A 17,664-nucleotide genomic window follows, 5' to 3' on the forward strand; every position below is an offset into this window, starting at 1 on the left:
ACAGCGCGGCGAACCAGGGCTCGTGTCCGACGCTGCCGCTCAGCGCGCCGGTGGCCACGCCGCCGCCCAGCACCACCAACCAGAGCACCGCGGTGAACGGGGCCCTAGCAAAGACGCCGCGCACCACCCGGGCCGCGGAACGGACCGGATGGTGCGCGGCGTCCAGGGGTGCGGCCGGCATCGGGGCTTGGCTACTCTCCGACGGTGACCTTGACCCAGCGCTCGTGCATGGCGTCAAGGATCGGGTCGATTTCCGAGGCCGGGCGGTGGGCCACCGCGTCGGTGCCCTGCACGGCGGCCAGCAGTGCCGTGGCGTAGGCCGCGGTCTCGGTGTCGGGCTCCTCGCCCAGGGACTCGAAGAGCGCGTCGTAGGCGGCCTTCGGTTCGGTGTTCGCCAGTGCGGCGGTGACCAGCCTGACGGCCCGGACCAGTCCGGCCCCGGCCGTGGTGTCCCGTTCGCTGCCCTCGGGCTCTGTGTCTTCGTGCCCCCCGGCCTCGGCGTCTGAGTCGTCGTGCTCCTCGACTGCGGGTGCTTCGACCGCGAATTCCTTCACCAGCTCGGCCCAGCGGCCCATCGAGTCGGTCCCGGATTCCAGGGCGGCGCGCACCACCAGTGCCGCGACCCCGGCGGCGCGGTGCGCGGACGGGGACCCGTGGGTCAGCGCGGCGGCGTCGGTGGCGATCTTGGCCGTGGTCGCCTCGTCGACCCGCGGCAGCAGCGCCACGAACGCGGCCCGGGTGAGCACGCCGGTGGTGTCGGCCTGCGCGAATGCCGGGCGGCCCACCGAGGACATGTCGGGGTTGGTGAGCGCCAGCAGGTTCTGGCTGTCGCCCGGGGCGAAGGCGGGGGCGCCGTCGAACGCCTCGTCGATCCAGCGCGGTTGCGGCTCGGGGGCCCCGGCCGGGAAGGACTTGTTCACCAGCTTGTACCAGCGCAGTCCGGCCAGCCACATGCAGGCGGCCTCGTCGGAGGCGACGCCCTCGTGGGCCCATTCCAGGGCCTCGAGCAAACCGTCGAGCAGGTAGAGGGCAAGGGTCTCGGTTTCGCCGGGGTCCTGGCCGTCGCGGGCATGGGCGGCACCGTCGGCCACGGCCAGCAGCACGCCGAAGACGCGGTCGGAAAATTCGGCGGGAAGCGCGTACTGATCAGTTGATTCACTCACCGTCCCAGTCTAGTTGCTGTCCACAGGCTCCCGGCGCGAATACCAACCCGTGGGCAACGCTGGCTAATGTGGAACCCATGCGTATCCTGCACACTTCCGACTGGCACCTGGGCCGTTCCTTCCACGGGGCCTCGCTGCTGGCGGCCCAGCGCGACTTCGTGGACCGGCTCATCGACACCATCGAGGCCGAGAAGGTGGACCTGCTCCTGGTTTCCGGGGACGTGTATGACCGGGCGCTGCCAAGCGTCGACGCCGTGAAGCTGTTCGACGAGTCCCTGGTGAGGCTGCGGGCCACCGGGGTGCAGATGGTCATCACCAGCGGCAACCACGACTCGGCCCTGCGCCTGGGCTTTGGCTCCGCGCTGCTGGAGCACGCCGGGCTGCACCTGCGCACCTCGCTGGCGGACATCGGGCGGCCGGCGGTCTTTGATGCCGACGGCTTTGCGGTGGCTGTCTACGGCCTGCCCTACCTGGAGCCGCGCATGGTCGCCGAGGCCCTGGAGGTCACCGAACCCGGGCACCCGCCGGTCATCCACGCGGCACTGGACAAGGTGCGCACGGACCTGGCGGCACGGCAGGGGGCCTCCGCGGCGCCCGTGCACGGCATCGTGCTGGCGCACGTCTTCGCCGCCGGCGGCGCGGCCTCGGACTCGGAGCGCGAGCTGAGCATCGGCGGGCTGGACATCGTGCCCACCAGCTACTTCTCCGACTTCACCTATGCGGCCCTGGGCCACCTGCACGGCCGGCAGCAGCTCGCCGAACACATCCGCTACTCCGGTTCCCCGATCCCGTATTCCTTCTCCGAGGCCGGGCACCGCAAGGGCTCCTGGCTGCTGGAGGTCGGGCCCGACGGGCTGGCGGAGGTGCGCGGCATCGACTGGCCTGCGGCCAAGGAGCTGCGCATCCTCAAGGGCAGGATCGAGGAGCTGCTCACCGAGCCGCAATACGCCTCCGCGCAGGACGCCTGGTGCCAGGTCACGCTGACCGACACGCACCGCCCCGCCGGGGCCATGGAGCGGCTGCGCACCCGCTTCCCGGACACCCTGGTGCTGAACTTCGAGCCCGAGGACCGCCAGGAGGACACGCACCACTCCTACGCCGACCGGCTGGCGGCCGCGGCCTCGCCGGTGGAGGTCTGCGCCGGGTTCGTCGAGCACGTGAGGCGCCGTCCCCTGAGCGATGCCGAGGAGGACCTGGTGGCCTCGGTCCTGGCGCAGGTCAAGAGCGAGAAGGTGCAGGCATGAGGGTCCACTCGCTGCAGCTGGAGGCCTTCGGCCCCTTCGCCAAGCGCGCGTCCATCGACTTCGACGCGCTCTCCGAGGCGGGGATCTTCCTGCTCAACGGGGAGACCGGGGCGGGGAAGACCAGCGTGCTCGACGGGATCTGCTACGCACTCTACGGCTCCCTGCCGGGGGTGCGCACCGGCAGCAAGTCGCTGCGCAGCGACCACGCCGGGCCCGCCGCGGTCCCGGAGGTCATCTGCGAATTCTCCACCGGGGGCCGGCGCTTCGAGGTCACCCGCTCGCCCGCATGGGAGCGGCCCTCGGCACGCAGCAAGAACGGTTTCACCACCGCGCAGGCGCAAAGCCGGCTGCGCGAGCGCATCGGCGGTGCCTGGGTGGAGAAGTCCACCCGCAACGACGAGGTCGGCGACACGCTGCGCGAGATCCTGGGCCTGGACAAGGAACAGTTCACCAAGGTCGCGATGCTGCCCCAGGGCGCCTTCGCCGCGTTCCTGCGCGCCAAGGACAAGGACCGCGAGGACCTGCTGCGCTCGCTCTTCGACACCACCGAGTACGCAATGACCGAGCGGATCCTGGGCGAGCGGCTGAACGCCGCCCGCGCCGAGGCCGAGGACGCCGAGCGCGCCCGCGCCTCCACCCTTCAGACGCTGGTCGCCGATGCGACTTCCACGCTCTACGACGCCGAGGACGGTGACGGGGAGGTCGGACTGCCGCCCGAAGCCCGCGGACATCTGGACTCCGGGGAAAGCGCCGAGCTCGGTGACGTGCTGCGCCGGCGCGTGGCCGAGCTGCGTGCCGGGCTCGCCCAGTCACGCACGCTCGCCGACGCCGCGCTCGCCGGGGCGCAGAAATCCCGGACGGCCCTGGAGGAGCGGGCCACCCGGCACCGCCAGCTCGCCGAACTCGGCACCCTGCGCGCGGCCCACGAGTCCCGCGCCGAGCAGATCGCCGAACTCGGGGCGCTGCTGGAGGCCGACTCACGCGCCGTCGGGCTCCACCCCTACCACCAGCAACTTTCAGACGCCCGGGCCAAGGCCGACGCGGCACACCATGCCCTCCGCGCGGCCGCCTCCGCCGTGGACACCGGAGAGGCCCACGAGTCCCTGGCGGCCCAAGACCCGGGAGCCGGGGACCTGCTGGAGCGGACGCGCACCGCGGACCCCGATCCCAGCGTGCTCGAATCCCTCGGCGTGCACGCGCGCGAGGCCGCGAAGTCCTCCCGCGCCGCGGCCGCCCTCATCGAGGCGGCGCTGCCGGAAGAAGCCGAGCTGGAACAGGTCCGCGACGGCATCCTGGGCCTGGCGGCGGGCATCGAAACCGGCTCCGCCCAGCAGTCCGAGCGGACCGGGCGCATCGGGCAGATCGACCAAGAACTCCCGGCCCTGCGCACGCGGCACGCGGAACTGGCCGTGCTGGACCAATCCGTCCCGGCCCTCCAGGCCGCGGTGCAGCACGCCACCGAGCGCCGCGACGCGGTGCTCGCCCGCACCCGGGCCGAAAAGGCGCAGGCAACCGCGCACACCACCTGGAATGAGGCACGCACGCAGAGCCTGGAGGCCCGCGAAAGGGTCTCCGCGCTGATCACCCTTCGCCTCGAGCAGTCGGCCGCCGCGCTGGCCCAGGAACTTGTCGACGGCGACGCCTGCCTGGTCTGCGGATCCACCAGCCACCCGGAACCCGCCTCGCTGCCCGAGGGGGAGTTCGTGGCACCGGAGGACATCGAGGCCGCGCAGGACCAGCTGGCCGCGGCGGAAAAGACCGAGGAAAAACACCAGGGCGCGTTGAAGAATGCCAACCAGGCGCTCGATGTGTCCCGCGGCAAGATCGGGGAACTCGGCGCGGACGAGGCCGCAGCTGAACTTGCGGCGGCAACCGAGGCGCACGCCCGTGCGCTGGCCTCCGGCACCGAGGCCGCCGCCGCGCAACAGGCGGTGCACCGGGCGGAGACCGAACTCGAAACCCTGAAGGCGGCACTGGCGGCGTCCGCCATGGAGCTGGAAGTCGCCGCGGCCAAGCGGGATGCCGAGGAGGCCAAGGCGCTGCGGCTTGAGGCGCGCCTGGCCAAGCTCGGCCGGGACGGGCAGACCCTGGCCGAACGCCACGTGATCCTCGGCGCCGCCGCCACAGCCCTGGAGGCGCTGGCCGCCGCCGTGCACACAAGTGCGAGCGCGACAGCCAACGCGGATGCCGCAAACGGGCTGTGGGCAGGGAAGCTCGCAGGCATCGGGGTCGCAGACACCGCCGCCTGGAACGCACTGCTGCTCGACGATGCCCGGCGCACTGCCGAGCAACGGCGCGTGCGCGAACACAACGACGAGGCCGTGCGCATCAAGACGCTCGCCGAGGCGCCCGGCATCGAACTGGCCCGCACGGAGGTCGCCGACGGCATCCTGGCACCCGGCGAGGACGAACACGCCGCCGCGCAACAATCCGTGGCGGATGCGGCCGCGGCACGCGACTCGCTGCTGGCCCGCGACGCGGTGCTCACCAGCTACGCCGCACGCCTGGAGGCGGCACTGGACAAGCTCGCCGCCCTCGCGAAGGAAGCCGGGCCGGTGCTCGAGCGCTACGCCACGCTGAAGGCCATCGCCGAGCTGGCCCGCGGCGCGGGGGAGAACCGGCTGAAGATGACGCTGAGCACCTACGTGCTCGCGGCCCGGCTGGAGTCCGTCGCGCTGGCCGCCACGGCGCGCCTGCTGCTGATGACCGGGCAGCGCTACTCCCTGGTCCACGACGACACCCCGCGCGGGAACAACAAGTCGGGCCTGGGCCTGCAGATCCTCGACGCCTGGACCGGCATCAGGCGAGACACCCAGACGCTCTCGGGCGGGGAGTCCTTCATGGCCTCGCTTTCACTCGCGCTGGGCCTGGCCGACGTGATCCAGCAGCAAAGCGGCGGCATCGACATCGAGACGCTCTTCGTCGACGAGGGCTTCGGCTCGCTGGACGGCGAGACCCTGGAACAGGTCATGGACGCCCTGGAAACGCTGCGCAGCGGCGGGCGGGTGATCGGGGTGGTCTCGCACGTGGCGGACATGAAGCAGCGCATCGCCACCCGGCTGAACGTCCACAAGGGCCGCAACGGCTCGACAGTGTCGCTGCAGGTCGGGGTGTGAGCACCGCCCTTGCGGGCCTCGGATAGACTGGCTGGTGTCTGCAAAGGGTTCTGTGTAGCGGGAGGCAGGGACGCTACACGCATGTATGTGGAGTACCCGGCATCGCCATGACCAACACCGTTCCCAACAAGTCCGCAGCCCCTTCCTCACCCTATGCGGCGCTTCCGCCGCTGGTCGGCTGGGCCTTCTTCCCGCTGGGCTTCTTCGCCCGCCTGCCCCTGGCCATGCTGACCATCGGCTCGATGACCCTATTGATCGACTCGACCGGCTCCTACGCCGCCGGCGGCATGGCCGCGGCCATGGTCGGCCTCGGCTCGGCCGTCGGCGGACCCACCATCGGCTACCTCTCCGACCGGCTCGGCCAGCGCCGCGTGCTGCTGCCCGTGGCCGTGCTCCAGTCCCTGCTCATCACCGCGCTGCTGTGGTTCGGCGGCGCCGGGGAACTGGCGCCCCTGGGCGTCATCGTGCTGCTGGCGGTCCTGGCCGGGGCCACCGGCCCGCAGGTCGGCCCGCTGGCCCGCGTGCGCTGGATGGCGCTAACCCGCAAGCGCGAGTCCGGGGGGCGCGAGCTGTCCGCCGCCCTGAGCTACGAGTCGATGGTCGACGAGCTGGGCTTTGTGCTCGGCCCCGCCGCTGTGGGCCTGTTCGCGGCTCTGGTCGCTCCCTGGCTCCCGCTGGCCATCGCCGCGGCGCTCACCCTGGTCCTGGTGCCGCTCTTCGCCGTGCACCGCACCGAAAAGGCCGTGGTGCCGGCGGTGAGGAACGCCGTGAAGGTCAGGCTCACCGCCCACCAGCTGACAGGGATCGGCCTCGCGGTCCTCGGGATGATCGGCATGGGCACCTTCTTTGGCTCCAGCGCCGCCGGCACCCTGGCTTTTGCCGGTGAGCTGGGCAACGCGAACATCGGCGGGCTGCTCTACGCTGCCGTCGGACTCACCTCCGCGATCGCCGCGCTCTCCGTCGCCTTCTGGCCCGGCGGATGGCCGCAGGCCAGCCGCTGGCTTGCCGCGGCGATCTTCATGGTCCCCGCCGCCCTGGCGCTGCAGCTGCCCGGGGAACTGGTCCCGATGATTGCGGCCCTGCTGCTGGTCGGCATTCCGGTCGGCCCGATCCTGGTCACCGTTTTCACCCTCGGCGGGGAAATCGCCCCGCCGCAGCGACTCTCCACGGTCATGACGCTGCTGTCCTCGGGCATCGTGGTGGGCACGGCGATCGGCAATTCCCTGGCAGGGTTGCTCGCCGACTCGCACGGATATGCCGGCGCCTACGCGGTGGCAGCCGGGGCCGCCGGCCTGTTGCTGGCCGCAGGCATCGCGATGGCGATCCTGCGCACCATCCAGCGCCGGTCGATGATGCTCGGCACCGGCCCGCGCTCCTAGCAAAAGCACCTGGTGCAAAAGCGGGCGGTGACTTGGAAGGGGAAATCCCTCCAGTCCACCGCCCGCTTGTCGTATTCCCCGGGGAACTCAGCCCAGCTCCGCCTCGATGGCGCGGGCAGCCGCCTTCAGCCGGGCGCCGATGGCGGCAACCTCGTTCGTCCGGGACCCGGTGCTGTAGACGACGGCGACCGCCGCCGGGAGCTGCCCCGGCACCGCAATGGGCGCCGCGACCGAGGAAAGCCCCGGGATGACCTCGTCGATGCTGGTGGCGTAGCCCAGGGTGCGGGCCTCGGAGGCGATCTGCCGGTACGGCGTCTCGTGGTTCAGCGCCTCCCACTGCGCCTGGGTAAGCGTTGACTGCATGGCAATGCCCGGCGCGCCGTGGCCGAAGGGGTGGCGCGAGCCCGGGCGCTGCACCACCGCGGCATGCACGTGGCGCGGCTCCACCGTGACCAGCGTGGTGCAGTCGGGCTGGTCCCACACGGCGATGAAGGCGCACATCTTCAGCTCGTTGGCCAGCAATGTCAGTTCCGGAAGCGCCGCGCTCTGCAGGTCCCGCTGCACGCTGCTGGCCAGCACCGCAAGCCCCGGGGCGCCGTGCACCCGGCCGGACTCGTCGCGGGTGACCAGCCGGTGGGATTCCAGCGTGCGCAGGATCCGGTAGGCGATCGAGCGGTGCACGCCCAGGTCCTCGGCGAGCTCGGCGATGGTCATGGGCCCGTTGGCCTCGGCCAGGATCTCCAGCATGCGGATGCCGCGGGAGAGTGTCTGCGACGCCGGGGCGGTGGTGCTGGTGGCGGTCATGGGGGCTGGTGCCGTCCTTCGGTGGGTTCGCTCTTCGGGGCATGGCCCGCGGGGGTTGTGGGTCAACCCGTGCTGGGCTATGGTGCAAATACAATTCTCTATTGGAACTGCTCGTTCGATATTAGAACATTTTCCGCGTGAATGCGAGGGTCGGGCGGGAGCGGGAAGCAGGGGCACGCCATGATCGTCCCGGGCAAGGACGAAATTGCCGAGGGTGGTGTCCCGCGCCGGATCGACGCCTCCACGTTGCCACATTTCCGCGGCAGCCTGGGTCGTTTTGCCACCGGCGTGGCCATTGTGACGTTTGACGGGCCAAGCAAGCGCCACGGCATCACGGTGAACTCGTTCACCTCGGTCTCCATGGACCCGCCCCTGGTGCTGGTGTCCATTGCCCGGAAGTCCAGGGCCCACGACGAGCTGGCCAACCGGCCCTTCACCGTGAACATCCTGGGCGCCGAGCAAAAAGACCTCGCCCTGCACTTCGCCGGCCGGCCCTCGCACGAACCGGCCTGGATCGAAGGCGCCACCGCCCCGCGCCTGGCGGGCGTGCTCGCCTATTTCTCCTGCACCCCGTGGGCCGCCTACGACGGCGGGGACCACACGCTCTACCTGGGAGAGGTCCGGGACTTCAACTACCGCCGGGGCGACGCCCTGGCCTTCGCCAACGGGTTCTTCACCACCATCCCCGAACGCCACCTCGGCGTCGAGGAGCTGCTCTAGGGCCAACGTCGCAACCGAAGCACCGCCACCACGCAAAAGGGGTCATGAAAATGGGCATCAGAACCGGGGCACAGTTCCTCGCCAAGCTGGACGCGATGCGCCCGCACCTGGTCATCGACGGGGAGGTGGTTTCCGAGAACCTGACCCGGCACCCCGCCTTCAGGCAGCTCGCGCTCACCTACGCGAGGCTCTACGACATGCAGCACGAGCCGGAGCACCGGGAAGCGCTGACCTATGTCTCGCCCACCTCCGGGGAACTGGTCAACGCCTCGTTCCTGGTGCCGCGCACGCCGCAGGACCTGGCCCAACGCCGGGCCGCAACCGCCACCTGGGCCGAGTACTCCAACGGCTTTCTGGGCCGCACCGCCGACTACATGAACTCCGCCCTCACGGCGCTGGCCACCGCCAAGACGTTTTTCGCCCAGGCGGACCCGGTGTTCGGTGAGCGCATCGAGGCTTACTACGAGTTCGCCCGCGAGAACGACCTGCTGGCCACGCACACCCTGATCCCGCCGCAGGTCAACCGCTCGGTCTCCGGCTCCGAGCAGATGGGCGGACAGCTCACCGCGCGCATCATCGAGGAGCGCGCGGACGGCGTCGTCATCAGCGGGGCCCGGATGCTCGCCACCGTCGCCCCGATCGCCGACGAGTTGCTGGTATTCCCCTCCACCGTGCTGCGCGGCACCCCCGAGGACGCGCCCTACTCCTTCGCCGTGGCGGTGCCCAACGACGCGCCGGGGCTGCGCTACCTCTGCCGCACCGGGCTGCACAACGGGGGCAACACGCACGACGAGCCGCTGGCCGCCCGCTTCGACGAGATCGACGCGGTCGTGGTGTTCGACAACGTGTTCATCCCCAACGAACGCATCTTCATGCTTGGCCGCCCGGAACTGTGCAACGCCTGGTATGCCGAGACCGGTGCCGGGGCGCTGATGACGCACCAGGTCGTCACCCGCACCGTCGCCAAGTCCGAGTTCTACCTGGGCCTGGCCTCGGAGATCGCCGGGGCCATCGGCATCGACGGCTTCGCGCACATCCAGGAGGACCTGGCGGAGCTGATCCGCAACGTGGAAATCGGCAAGGCGCTGGTCGTCGCGGCCGAGGCGCAGGCGGCCCCCAGTGTCGACGGGGTGTTGCTGCCGCACTGGGAAACGCTGAACGCCGCCCGCAACTGGTACCCGAAGATCTCCCAGCGCTTCCCGGAGATCATCCGGAAGTTCTGCGCCTCGGGCCTGATGGCCCTGCCCGGCCAGGGGGACCTGGAGGTCGCCGGGGAGGACATCGCCACGTACCTGCAGGGCAAGAACCTGACCGGGCCCGAGCGGATCCGGCTGTTCAAGCTGGCTTACGACGCCTCGATCACCGGGTTTTCCGGCCGCCAGGCCCTCTACGAGTACTTCTTCTTTGGGGATCCGGTGCGCATGGCCGGGGCGATGGTCAACGGCTACGACCGCGAACCGGTGAGGGCGCGCGTGCGTGATTTCCTGGCCCGGGACCAGTGAGGAGCCGCGCCCTGGAACCCGGTGCCGGCGCGCTGGCGTGGCGGAGCGCAAGCGTCAGGCGCCCCCGGCGCAGGCGGGAAAGGAAATCCTGCTGCCGAAGTGGCGTGAGTGAAGTCACGTTCATGGGTTATGATGGCCACAGCACTTTACCGTCCGAACGGTCGGTTCACACTCACACCGCGCGAAGCGCCGAACGCTGGAGTTCTCCCATGGCTTCCTTACCCCTTCCGGCCAGCAGCAAACGTTCCGAGGAACGTCGCGTGCTTGCCGGCACGCTGGTCGGCACCACCATCGAGTGGTACGACTTCTTCATCTTTGCCCAGCTCACCGCGACCCTGCTGACCCCGCTCTTCCTGCAGCCGTTGAGCGTTTCCAACCCGGGCCTGGGACAGATCCTGGCCTTCGCCATGATCGGCATTTCCTTCCTCTTCCGCCCGTTGGGCGCCATCGTTGCCGGCCACCTGGGGGACAAGTACGGACGCAAGCGCATCCTGGTCGCCACGCTGATCCTGATGGGTGCGGCCACCGCGCTGATCGGCCTGCTGCCCACCTATGCCTCCATCGGCCTGTGGGCGCCGATCCTGCTGGTGCTGCTGCGCATCATCCAGGGCTTCTCCGCCGGCGGCGAATGGGGCGGCGCGGCGTTGATGGCCGTCGAGCACGCCCCGGTGAACCGCCGCGGCTACTTTGGCGCCTACCCGCAGATCGGCGTCCCGATCGGCATGATCATTGCCACGGGCATGCTCTACCTCCTGCGCACCTCCATGACCCCGGAACAGTTCGCGGCCTGGGGCTGGCGCATCCCGTTCCTGCTCTCGGTGGTTCTGATCGTGGTCGGCTACCTGATCCGCAAGGCCGTCGAGGAGTCCCCGATCTTCAAGCAGCTCGCGCTGCGCAAGGCCTCGGAGCACACCCCGCTGAAGCAGCTCTTCCAGACAAACACCAAGGAAGTCATCCAGGCGGCCCTGATCTTCATCTCGAACAACGCCGCCGGCTACCTGGTCATCGCGTTCTTCATCGCCTACACCACCAAGGTGCTGGGCATGCCCGCCGCCCCGGTGCTCCTGGCCACCACCATCGGCTCGGTCGGCTGGCTGATCTTCACCCTGGTCGGCGGCTGGCTCTCGGACCACCTGGGTCGCCGGAACACCTTCCTGATCGGCTACGGCATCGTCTTTGTCTGGATGATCCCGATGTTCTTGATCATCGACACCGGCAGCGTTTTCCTCTACGGCGTCTCGATCTTCATCCTGACCGTCGGCCTGGGCCTGTCCTACGGCCCGCAGTCGGCCATGTACGCCGAGATGTTCCCGGCGCACATCCGCTATTCGGGCATCTCGATCGGCTACGCCCTTGGCGCGATCCTGGGCGGCGCCTTTGCGTCCACCGTGGCACAGATCCTGCTCCAGCGCACCGGCTGGTCCGGCTCGATCGCCATCTACATCATGGTGCTCACCCTCATTTCGATGGCGGCAGTGATCTGGGTCGGCGAGACCAAGGGCAACAACCTGCACGTCGAGGACGTCGATCCGGAGCTGCAGGCGGAACACGACGCCAAGCACCGGGGCCAGCACGCCTAGGCACCAATCCCGGCGCGCAGTCGCCATGAACGCGGGGCCGACCGGTTCCTTTCCCCTCAGGCGAGGTGGCAAGGAACCGGCCGGCCCCGCTTTTGTCTTGTCGGGAGGTGAATGTCCCGCCCAACGGGCAGCGGCGCTGGAACCCTAGCGGCGGGGGACCAGGGCGAGGATCTCGTAGTCGGCGAGCGAGTCGAAGCGCGAGTAGAAGGCGCTGACGGTGTGGAACACCCTGGGGGTGATGGCACAAACGACTTCGTCGACCAGCGGCTCGATTTCCTTCAGCGCCACCGCCGGGGCAACCGGCACGGCCACCACGATGCGCCCGGCGCCGGCCTCGCGCATCAATTCCACCGCTGCCAGCATGGTTGCCCCGCTGGCGACCCCCTCGTCGACCAGGATGACGGTGCGCCCGGCGACGGGCAGGACGGACTCGCCCACCAGCAGGGCCCTCAGCTCGTCCAGCTCCTTCCGCGCAGCGGTCTCCACCCCGTCGAGGATCTCCCTCTCGAAGCGCAACCGCGCCGAGTCCCAGACCCCCTCGATGTACTTCAGGGAGGTGTGCTCGCCGTAGGCGGCCAAGGCGGCGAAGGCGATGTCGGTGCGTTCGGGCATCACCAGCCGGCGCACCGCCAGCGCGTCCAGTTCAAGCCCCAGCCGCGCGGCGATCTCGGCCGCCACCTGGATGCCGCCGCGCAACAGGCCCAGCACCAAGGCGTTGGGGTCCTGCGCGTACTTTTGCAGGTCGCTCGCCAGGAATTCGCCGGCGGCCGTGCGGTCCGAGAACCGGGTGGGGGCAATGTGTTCGGGTGTCATGTCACTAAGTCTGCACCAGGGCGCGGCGGCGGGGGAGCCCAGCCACGATCTGGCGCCACTTTGCAGGCCAAAAGCCGATTATTGCGGCTACCATGTGAGCATGAGGCGACCGATGGCCCTGATCCTGGTACCGGTGACGGCCTTTGCGCTGGCCGCATGTTCGACGGGTCCGGGTGCAGAAAGCACCGAGGCCACCATGTCCCTGCACGTGGAACGCCACGGCCCGACCGCCGGAAGCGGTTTGCCGGAGTCGGGAACGCTACCGATCGTGCCGGCACCGTCGGTGTCGGCGCCGACCGCCCCGCCAGAGGTGACAGCGAGCGGGGACACCGGTGGAACCGACACGGACGCCGCGGTGATTGGCCAGTGGGGCGGGGCCACGGAGGGATCCCCGGTGCTGTGGTTCGCCCCCAAGGGGCGGTTCAACGGCCATGACGGCTGCAATTCGCTCACCGGCACGTGGGCCGGGTCCGGGCAGGGAATCGAGCTGCGGGACGTGGCCAGGACGTTGATCGGCTGTCCCGGGATGGACACCTGGCTCTCGCGTGCAAGGTTCGTGACCGTGGACGGCGAAACCCTGCGGGTCACGGACAAGGACGGCAAGGGCATCGGCACGTTGCCGCGCATCAACGTGGCCGGCTGATTCCAGGCAACGGACCGAATCTGCGTGGCGGGGCCCCGGGCCGCGCCACGAGCATCCCGTTCCCCGGTGGGTCCGGCTTTGTCATCGGCCCTAGGTGCGCCGCTGGCGGATGGCCCCGTAGACCCCGGCAACCAGCACGGCGCCCAGGATCGAAAGGACCCAGGTGCGCAGGTTGAAGAACCCGCCCAGCCCGGTGTTGAAGATGAGGCTGCCAAGCCAGCCGCCGACGACGGCGCCGGCCACCCCCAGGAGCAGCGAGGTGGGCCAACCACGCTTGACGCGGCCGGGCATGATGTTCTTGACCAGGGCGCCGACGATGAGCCCCAAGATGATCCAGCCGAGCAAACCCATCGAATTCCCCTTCGATGCATCGGATACCCGGGCTTGCGTCCGGTGGGCGCGGTCGGCGGGTGGTCCTCTTGTGCAACAATTTACGTCTCGCGCCTGCCGGGGGCAATGGGCGCGGTGCGGGGATGCCGGACCGGGATCCGCTCCGCGGGCGATGGCGATGCCGCGATCTCTGCGCAGGAGTGCAAACCTTGGGCAGGTCCAGGTCCAGGGCCGCCGACGGCAGACGCCCGTCCTCCGGCATTCCCCAGCTGATGCTCTCCGGCAACGGCAGGTGGTGACACGCCACCGGATGCAAGTCGAGCGGACCTCGGCGGGTGACGTCGGCCTTGTCTTTGGTGCGCACGTCGGTCACGGTGGTGAGTCCGACGCACCCGAGGCGGACGATGATGGGGCTGCCGCCAGCGCCCACGAGTCAGGCGATCGTCGCGCCGCGCACGTTCCCCTGGAGCAGACCTTTCGCGTGGCGAGAAAAACCACATGACAGCTGCAGACCGCCGGACCGGCAAGGGTCCGACGGTCCGCCGCTGTTGATTCGGTGGAACTCCGTCAGTCCGCGGGCGTCCCGGCCGTGCGGACCTCAACGGTCTCGGTCAGCGCCACGTCACCCGAGGAGCTGCCCACGCGGACTTCGAACTCTCCGGTCGGTGTGGACCACGAGTCCGCGTCGGCATCCCAGACCGAGAGCGGATGGTTGGACGCGTCCGGATCGATGGTGATCTGTACGCGCTTCTTCTCTCCCGGCTGCAGCTCCACCTTTTCAAAGCCGACCAGGCGCTTGGGCGGCTCGTTTGCCGAGCCCGGGAGGCCGAGGTAGACCTGGGGCACTTCGGTGCCGGCCACGTCCCCGGTGTTCTCGACGAAGAACTGGACCTTGATCGGCCGGGTCCCGTCGGACACCCGCGGCGTCACCGTAAGCTTCGAGGTCTTGAACTCCGAGTACGAGAGGCCGTGGCCGAACGGGAACGCCACGCAGGAGTTGGAGCCGTCGTCAGCGACTTCGCAATCTCCGCTGACGTTGGAGTCGTACCAGCGGTAGCCGACGTTGAGCTTCTCGGTGTACTCGACGGTTTGTTTGCCGTCGATGATCTCGCCGGGGAACTGCAACACCGAGGCGCTGTCCATGAACCCCTTGCCCGTGTACGGGTAGGTGACAGGAGACTTGCCGGACGGGTTCTCGACGCCGAACAGGAGGTCCGCGACGATGTTGCCGTCTTCCTGGCCGGGGAACCATGCTTCAAGAATGGCCGGACCGGTTTCACCCACGAGTGCGGGATCCATGGCGACGCCCGCGTTGTCCTTCAGGACCAGGGACGTCTTCTCCGCCATGGACGGCGCGGCCTGCATGACAGCCTTGATCATCGCCACCGTGTTGCTGTTTTTCGCGGGGTTTTCGCCATCGTCGGTTGCAATCTTGTTCGGCAGGGCTGCGTACCAGTCCAGATCGTCGCCAACGGCTGCGCGCTCCTTGCCGGAGGTATCCGTGAATGTCGTCCGGTCGGCGCCTTCCTCGGAGATCGTTCCGGCCATCATCACCACGTTGTCGGCGTTCCGGGCCTCGTCTAGTGCCTCCTCGAAAGTGATTTTCTCGCCGTCAACCGTGGCGTTGGCGTTTGCGTCGTCGACGAGGACCAGCTTGACCTTCGCCTCGGCGTTGCCCAGGTTGCCCAGCACGTTCTTGATGCCGTCCACGGGGGAGACCGTGTAGTCGGGAACGACGTCGGAGCTGCCGCCGCCCGCGCCCATCGGCTCACCGACCTTCACGCCGCCGGCCACCGCCTGCTGGGCATAGACCTGCGATGCCTTGCCGATCACCACAATCTCCTCCACGGAGGAATCGATCGGCAGTGCGCCATTGTTCTGCAGCAGCACGGCACCCTTGGTGCCGATCTCGCGGGCCTTCTCGCCGCCGGCCGCATAGTCAATCGGGGTCTGCTCAAGCGGCCGGTCGAAGATGCCGTACTTGAACATCTGGACGTAGCGCCGGTCCAGGGCGGTGTCGATATCGGATACCTGCAGGTCGCCGGCGTCGAGCGCGGCGGTTAGCAGTTCGGGTGCCCACTGCTGCGGGACAGGCATCATGTGGTCCAGGCCGCCGAGCAGCGTGTCAACGGTGCTCTTGGTGGCGAAGAAGTCGGACTGGACATAGCCCTTGAAGCCCCACTGGTCCCGCAGGACGTCGTTCAAGATGTAATCGTTCTCGCAGGAGGAGACGCCGTTGACGTAGTTGTACGCACACATGATGGAGCCAACATCGCCGTCCTTGACGGCCATCTCGAACGGCAGCAGGTACATCTCGTGCAGCGTGCGTTCATCGATGGTCTCCTGGATCGTCATCCGGTTCGTTTCCTGCTCGTTGGCAACGAAGTGCTTTGCCATGGCGATCAGGCCGTGGTCCTGGACGGCCTGCGTCTCGGCAACGCCCATGATGCCGGTGAGGTAGGGGTCCTCGCCGAAGTATTCGAAGTTGCGGCCGAGGACCGGCAAGCGGGCCATGTTCAAGCCGGGGGCTTCGAACACATGCAGGCCGAGGTTCTTCATCTCGGTGCCGATTACATCGCCAAACATCGAGGCGACCGCCGGATCGAAGGACGCGGCGACCGATGTGGCAGAGGGCAGCGCCGTCGCCTTTGCCGACGAAGGGTCCGTGTAGGCCGCCCACGGAGAGGCGTTGGGATCGGTGGCCAGTGCTGGGTCGACACAATCATTCTGACCCACACCCACAGGGCCATTGGTGATGCGCAGGGTCGGAACGGCCAGTTCGGCAATCCCGGTGACGTGCCGGGCGCCGTAGCACTCGGGCAGGTCCGGGAGGATTTCAGGGTGGGCACCTGTTAGTTGCTGCAGCTTCTGATCCAGCGTCAGGGCTTCGAGCAGCAGCGCCGAGCGCTCTTCGGGCGCCAGCGCGGTATTCATCCACGGCAGTTCGGCGGCAGCCACCGCCGAACTATCCGACGCGGCGGGGTCGGCAACGGCGATGCCAGCGGCGCCGAGCGCCAGCGGCACCGCCGCAGCCAGCGCCAACAGCCCGAGTCTGCGGTTACGCGTTCGGCTTGTCATATATGGTCTCCTTCGACCTATCAGAGGATGAGGGTGCGGGGGTGCCACGCCCAACGGCCACGGTCGCTGTATAGCGGCGAGCCTGCTGAAAAGCGACGTGCGTCACACGACATGCTTCACCGCCTGGTAGCACCAGGACAACAAATTGCCTTTAGTTGCCCTGGGCATTCCCCTCCCCGGTCCCGGGCGAACCGGTCACTGCTGCGCGGTCGGCGCATCGAAACGGCAATTCCGGAACCCACTGACCAGATCGGACACCGCAGACGCCGCGGACCACGCGGCGGGCGCCCGTTGAGCTGGGAGTCCGAAACCCACAATGGCCGCAACATGGATGGGAAGATCCTTCAATCGCTTCAAGAAATGGTGCGGAATCGCCACCCGGTACCACCTGCTCGCACCGACGTACCGTGCATGCCGCGTCGTCTACGCCGTCGTCATCCGGTTTTTCCCGTAGGGCGACATGGCCTAGTCGGGGCCTTTGGAGTCCAGGGAATTCCGCGCATCCCGTGCCTCGCGCAGGAGCTTTTCCACTTCTTCCTCGTTGACCTGCGAAAAGTTGGCATAGTGGGCGCCGACTGCGGAAAAGTCCCGAGGTGCATACAGGGCGATGAGGGTCGATGCCCCCGTCATGGAACGCACCCGGTCGCGCGGCGCAACGGGGACCGCAACGATGGTTTCCGCGGCTCCGTTTTGGGCCACGACGTCCAGCGCCGCAAGCATCGTGGCCCCGGTGGCCAGCCCGTCGTCGCACAGCACGACGGCGCGTCCGGCCAGATCCGGCGCGAAGTCGGCGAAAAGCTCGGCCAGCCGGTCGAGTTCGGCGGCGGCGCGGTTTTCGACCTCCTCCAGGTCGGCGGCCGGATCCAGGTCGAGGGCGTGTCGGTGCGTCCACGGCACCAGGTACCTGCCGCGCCGGGAACGGTAGGAGGCGATGGCCCCGAAGGCGACCTCCTGGTGGCCCGGCACCCCGAGCTTGCGCACGGCAAGGGCTCCGAGCTCGGCGCCCAGCTGCCTGGCCAGCGCGGCGGCCACCGGCACGCCGCCACGCAGCAGCCCCAGCACCACGGACCGCCGATCCACGCCGTGGTCGACAAGGACCCTGCCGAGCAGGGCGCCTGCCTGTGCCCGGTCCTGGAACTGCGGCCCCGATTCCCTGCCCATGCATCCAGTGTGCTCGGGTTCCGGGCGGGAGTGAAGAGCGCCTGCGGCCAACGCCCCTGCTCACGCCGCGAGTGCGCGGGCGGGCTCCTCGCCGGTTTGCCGCCGCAACGAGCACGCAACTACGCTCGAGG

At 69.0% G+C, this 17,664-nt stretch carries 14 protein-coding genes; 7 read left to right on the forward strand and 7 right to left on the reverse strand.

Features of this window, described 5'->3' with window-relative positions; genetic code table 11:
* Together ACIPVK_RS10210 and ACIPVK_RS10215 are read right to left on the reverse strand one after the other, a co-directional pair.
* Positions 1–181: hypothetical protein (locus tag ACIPVK_RS10210; RefSeq protein WP_407611864.1), on the reverse strand; the 181-nt coding region annotated here is incomplete at its 3' end.
* Positions 182–191: 10 nt separating this feature from the next.
* Positions 192–1,163, reverse strand: a complete 972-nt coding sequence (locus ACIPVK_RS10215; RefSeq protein ID WP_407611865.1) for an ADP-ribosylglycohydrolase family protein — start codon at positions 1,161–1,163, stop codon at positions 192–194.
* Between the two features lie 77 nt (positions 1,164–1,240).
* Between ACIPVK_RS10215 and ACIPVK_RS10220 the strand changes: the two genes are divergently transcribed.
* The 3 genes from ACIPVK_RS10220 to ACIPVK_RS10230 all read left to right on the forward strand — a co-directional run bounded on the left by ACIPVK_RS10220 (position 1,241) and on the right by ACIPVK_RS10230 (position 6,902).
* Complete coding sequence (locus ACIPVK_RS10220; protein ID WP_407611866.1) at positions 1,241–2,407, forward strand: exonuclease SbcCD subunit D; 1,167 nt, start codon at positions 1,241–1,243, stop codon at positions 2,405–2,407.
* Positions 2,404–5,523, forward strand: a complete 3,120-nt coding sequence (locus ACIPVK_RS10225) for an AAA family ATPase (protein WP_407611867.1) — start codon at positions 2,404–2,406, stop codon at positions 5,521–5,523. The genes ACIPVK_RS10220 and ACIPVK_RS10225 overlap by 4 nt, the downstream gene beginning before the upstream one ends.
* 107 nt (positions 5,524–5,630) lie before the next feature.
* A complete protein-coding gene (locus ACIPVK_RS10230; protein ID WP_407611868.1) occupies positions 5,631–6,902 on the forward strand; it encodes an MFS transporter in 1,272 nt (423 codons plus the stop codon).
* An 87-nt stretch (positions 6,903–6,989) separates the two neighbouring features.
* Here ACIPVK_RS10230 and ACIPVK_RS10235 read toward each other — a convergent pair whose 3' ends face one another.
* Entirely contained in the window at positions 6,990–7,706 is a 717-nt protein-coding gene (locus ACIPVK_RS10235) for an IclR family transcriptional regulator (RefSeq protein WP_407611869.1), read from the reverse strand.
* 180 nt (positions 7,707–7,886) lie between these two features.
* Here ACIPVK_RS10235 and ACIPVK_RS10240 point away from each other — a divergent pair, with 180 nt between their 5' ends.
* The 3 genes from ACIPVK_RS10240 to ACIPVK_RS10250 all read left to right on the forward strand — a co-directional run bounded on the left by ACIPVK_RS10240 (position 7,887) and on the right by ACIPVK_RS10250 (position 11,508).
* A complete protein-coding gene (locus ACIPVK_RS10240; RefSeq protein WP_407611870.1) occupies positions 7,887–8,426 on the forward strand; it encodes a flavin reductase family protein in 540 nt (179 codons plus the stop codon).
* Positions 8,427–8,476: 50 nt separating this feature from the next.
* A complete protein-coding gene (gene hpaB, locus ACIPVK_RS10245; RefSeq protein ID WP_407611871.1) occupies positions 8,477–9,928 on the forward strand; it encodes a 4-hydroxyphenylacetate 3-monooxygenase, oxygenase component in 1,452 nt (483 codons plus the stop codon).
* Positions 9,929–10,137: 209 nt separating this feature from the next.
* Positions 10,138–11,508 carry an MFS transporter gene (locus ACIPVK_RS10250; RefSeq protein ID WP_407611872.1) on the forward strand — a complete coding sequence of 457 codons (1,371 nt, stop codon included), beginning with the start codon at positions 10,138–10,140 and terminating at the stop codon, positions 11,506–11,508.
* 144 nt (positions 11,509–11,652) lie between these two features.
* Here ACIPVK_RS10250 and ACIPVK_RS10255 read toward each other — a convergent pair whose 3' ends face one another.
* Positions 11,653–12,321 (reverse strand): phosphoribosyltransferase, encoded by a 669-nt coding sequence (locus tag ACIPVK_RS10255; RefSeq protein ID WP_407611873.1) that lies wholly within the window; start codon positions 12,319–12,321, stop codon positions 11,653–11,655.
* Positions 12,322–12,421: 100 nt separating this feature from the next.
* On the opposite strand from ACIPVK_RS10255, the gene ACIPVK_RS10260 reads away from it, so the two are divergent.
* Positions 12,422–12,964 (forward strand): META domain-containing protein, encoded by a 543-nt coding sequence (locus ACIPVK_RS10260; RefSeq protein ID WP_407611874.1) that lies wholly within the window; start codon positions 12,422–12,424, stop codon positions 12,962–12,964.
* Between the two features lie 90 nt (positions 12,965–13,054).
* Here the strand turns inward: ACIPVK_RS10260 and ACIPVK_RS10265 are convergent, their stop codons facing one another.
* From ACIPVK_RS10265 to ACIPVK_RS10275, 3 genes are all read right to left on the reverse strand, one after another.
* Positions 13,055–13,315, reverse strand: coding sequence for a GlsB/YeaQ/YmgE family stress response membrane protein (locus ACIPVK_RS10265; protein WP_407611875.1), 261 nt, complete (start codon positions 13,313–13,315; stop codon positions 13,055–13,057).
* A 546-nt stretch (positions 13,316–13,861) separates the two neighbouring features.
* Entirely contained in the window at positions 13,862–16,372 is a 2,511-nt protein-coding gene (locus ACIPVK_RS10270) for a beta-glucosidase family protein (RefSeq protein ID WP_407611876.1), read from the reverse strand.
* A 465-nt stretch (positions 16,373–16,837) separates the two neighbouring features.
* The gene (locus ACIPVK_RS10275; protein WP_407611877.1) at positions 16,838–17,533 is read right to left on the reverse strand and encodes a phosphoribosyltransferase; all 696 of its coding nucleotides are present in this window, start codon (positions 17,531–17,533) and stop codon (positions 16,838–16,840) included.
* Positions 17,534–17,664 lie beyond the last annotated feature (131 nt).

The organism is Paeniglutamicibacter sp. MACA_103, assembly GCF_045798555.1.
Classification (GTDB): domain Bacteria; phylum Actinomycetota; class Actinomycetes; order Actinomycetales; family Micrococcaceae; genus Paeniglutamicibacter.

Excerpts from the sequence above, each read along its gene's own strand:
- ACIPVK_RS10220 (WP_407611866.1), top strand. The coding sequence starts at position 1,241 with ATGCGTATCCTGCACACTTCCGACTGGCACCTGGGCCGTTCCTTCCAC.
- ACIPVK_RS10225 (WP_407611867.1), top strand. The coding sequence starts at position 2,404 with ATGAGGGTCCACTCGCTGCAGCTGGAGGCCTTCGGCCCCTTCGCCAAG.
- ACIPVK_RS10230 (WP_407611868.1), top strand. The coding sequence starts at position 5,631 with ATGACCAACACCGTTCCCAACAAGTCCGCAGCCCCTTCCTCACCCTAT.
- ACIPVK_RS10235 (WP_407611869.1), bottom strand. The coding sequence starts at position 7,706 with ATGACCGCCACCAGCACCACCGCCCCGGCGTCGCAGACACTCTCCCGC.
- ACIPVK_RS10240 (WP_407611870.1), top strand. The coding sequence starts at position 7,887 with ATGATCGTCCCGGGCAAGGACGAAATTGCCGAGGGTGGTGTCCCGCGC.
- hpaB (WP_407611871.1), top strand. The coding sequence starts at position 8,477 with ATGGGCATCAGAACCGGGGCACAGTTCCTCGCCAAGCTGGACGCGATG.
- ACIPVK_RS10250 (WP_407611872.1), top strand. The coding sequence starts at position 10,138 with ATGGCTTCCTTACCCCTTCCGGCCAGCAGCAAACGTTCCGAGGAACGT.
- ACIPVK_RS10255 (WP_407611873.1), bottom strand. The coding sequence starts at position 12,321 with ATGACACCCGAACACATTGCCCCCACCCGGTTCTCGGACCGCACGGCC.
- ACIPVK_RS10260 (WP_407611874.1), top strand. The coding sequence starts at position 12,422 with ATGAGGCGACCGATGGCCCTGATCCTGGTACCGGTGACGGCCTTTGCG.
- ACIPVK_RS10265 (WP_407611875.1), bottom strand. The coding sequence starts at position 13,315 with ATGGGTTTGCTCGGCTGGATCATCTTGGGGCTCATCGTCGGCGCCCTG.
- ACIPVK_RS10270 (WP_407611876.1), bottom strand. The coding sequence starts at position 16,372 with ATGACAAGCCGAACGCGTAACCGCAGACTCGGGCTGTTGGCGCTGGCT.
- ACIPVK_RS10275 (WP_407611877.1), bottom strand. The coding sequence starts at position 17,533 with ATGGGCAGGGAATCGGGGCCGCAGTTCCAGGACCGGGCACAGGCAGGC.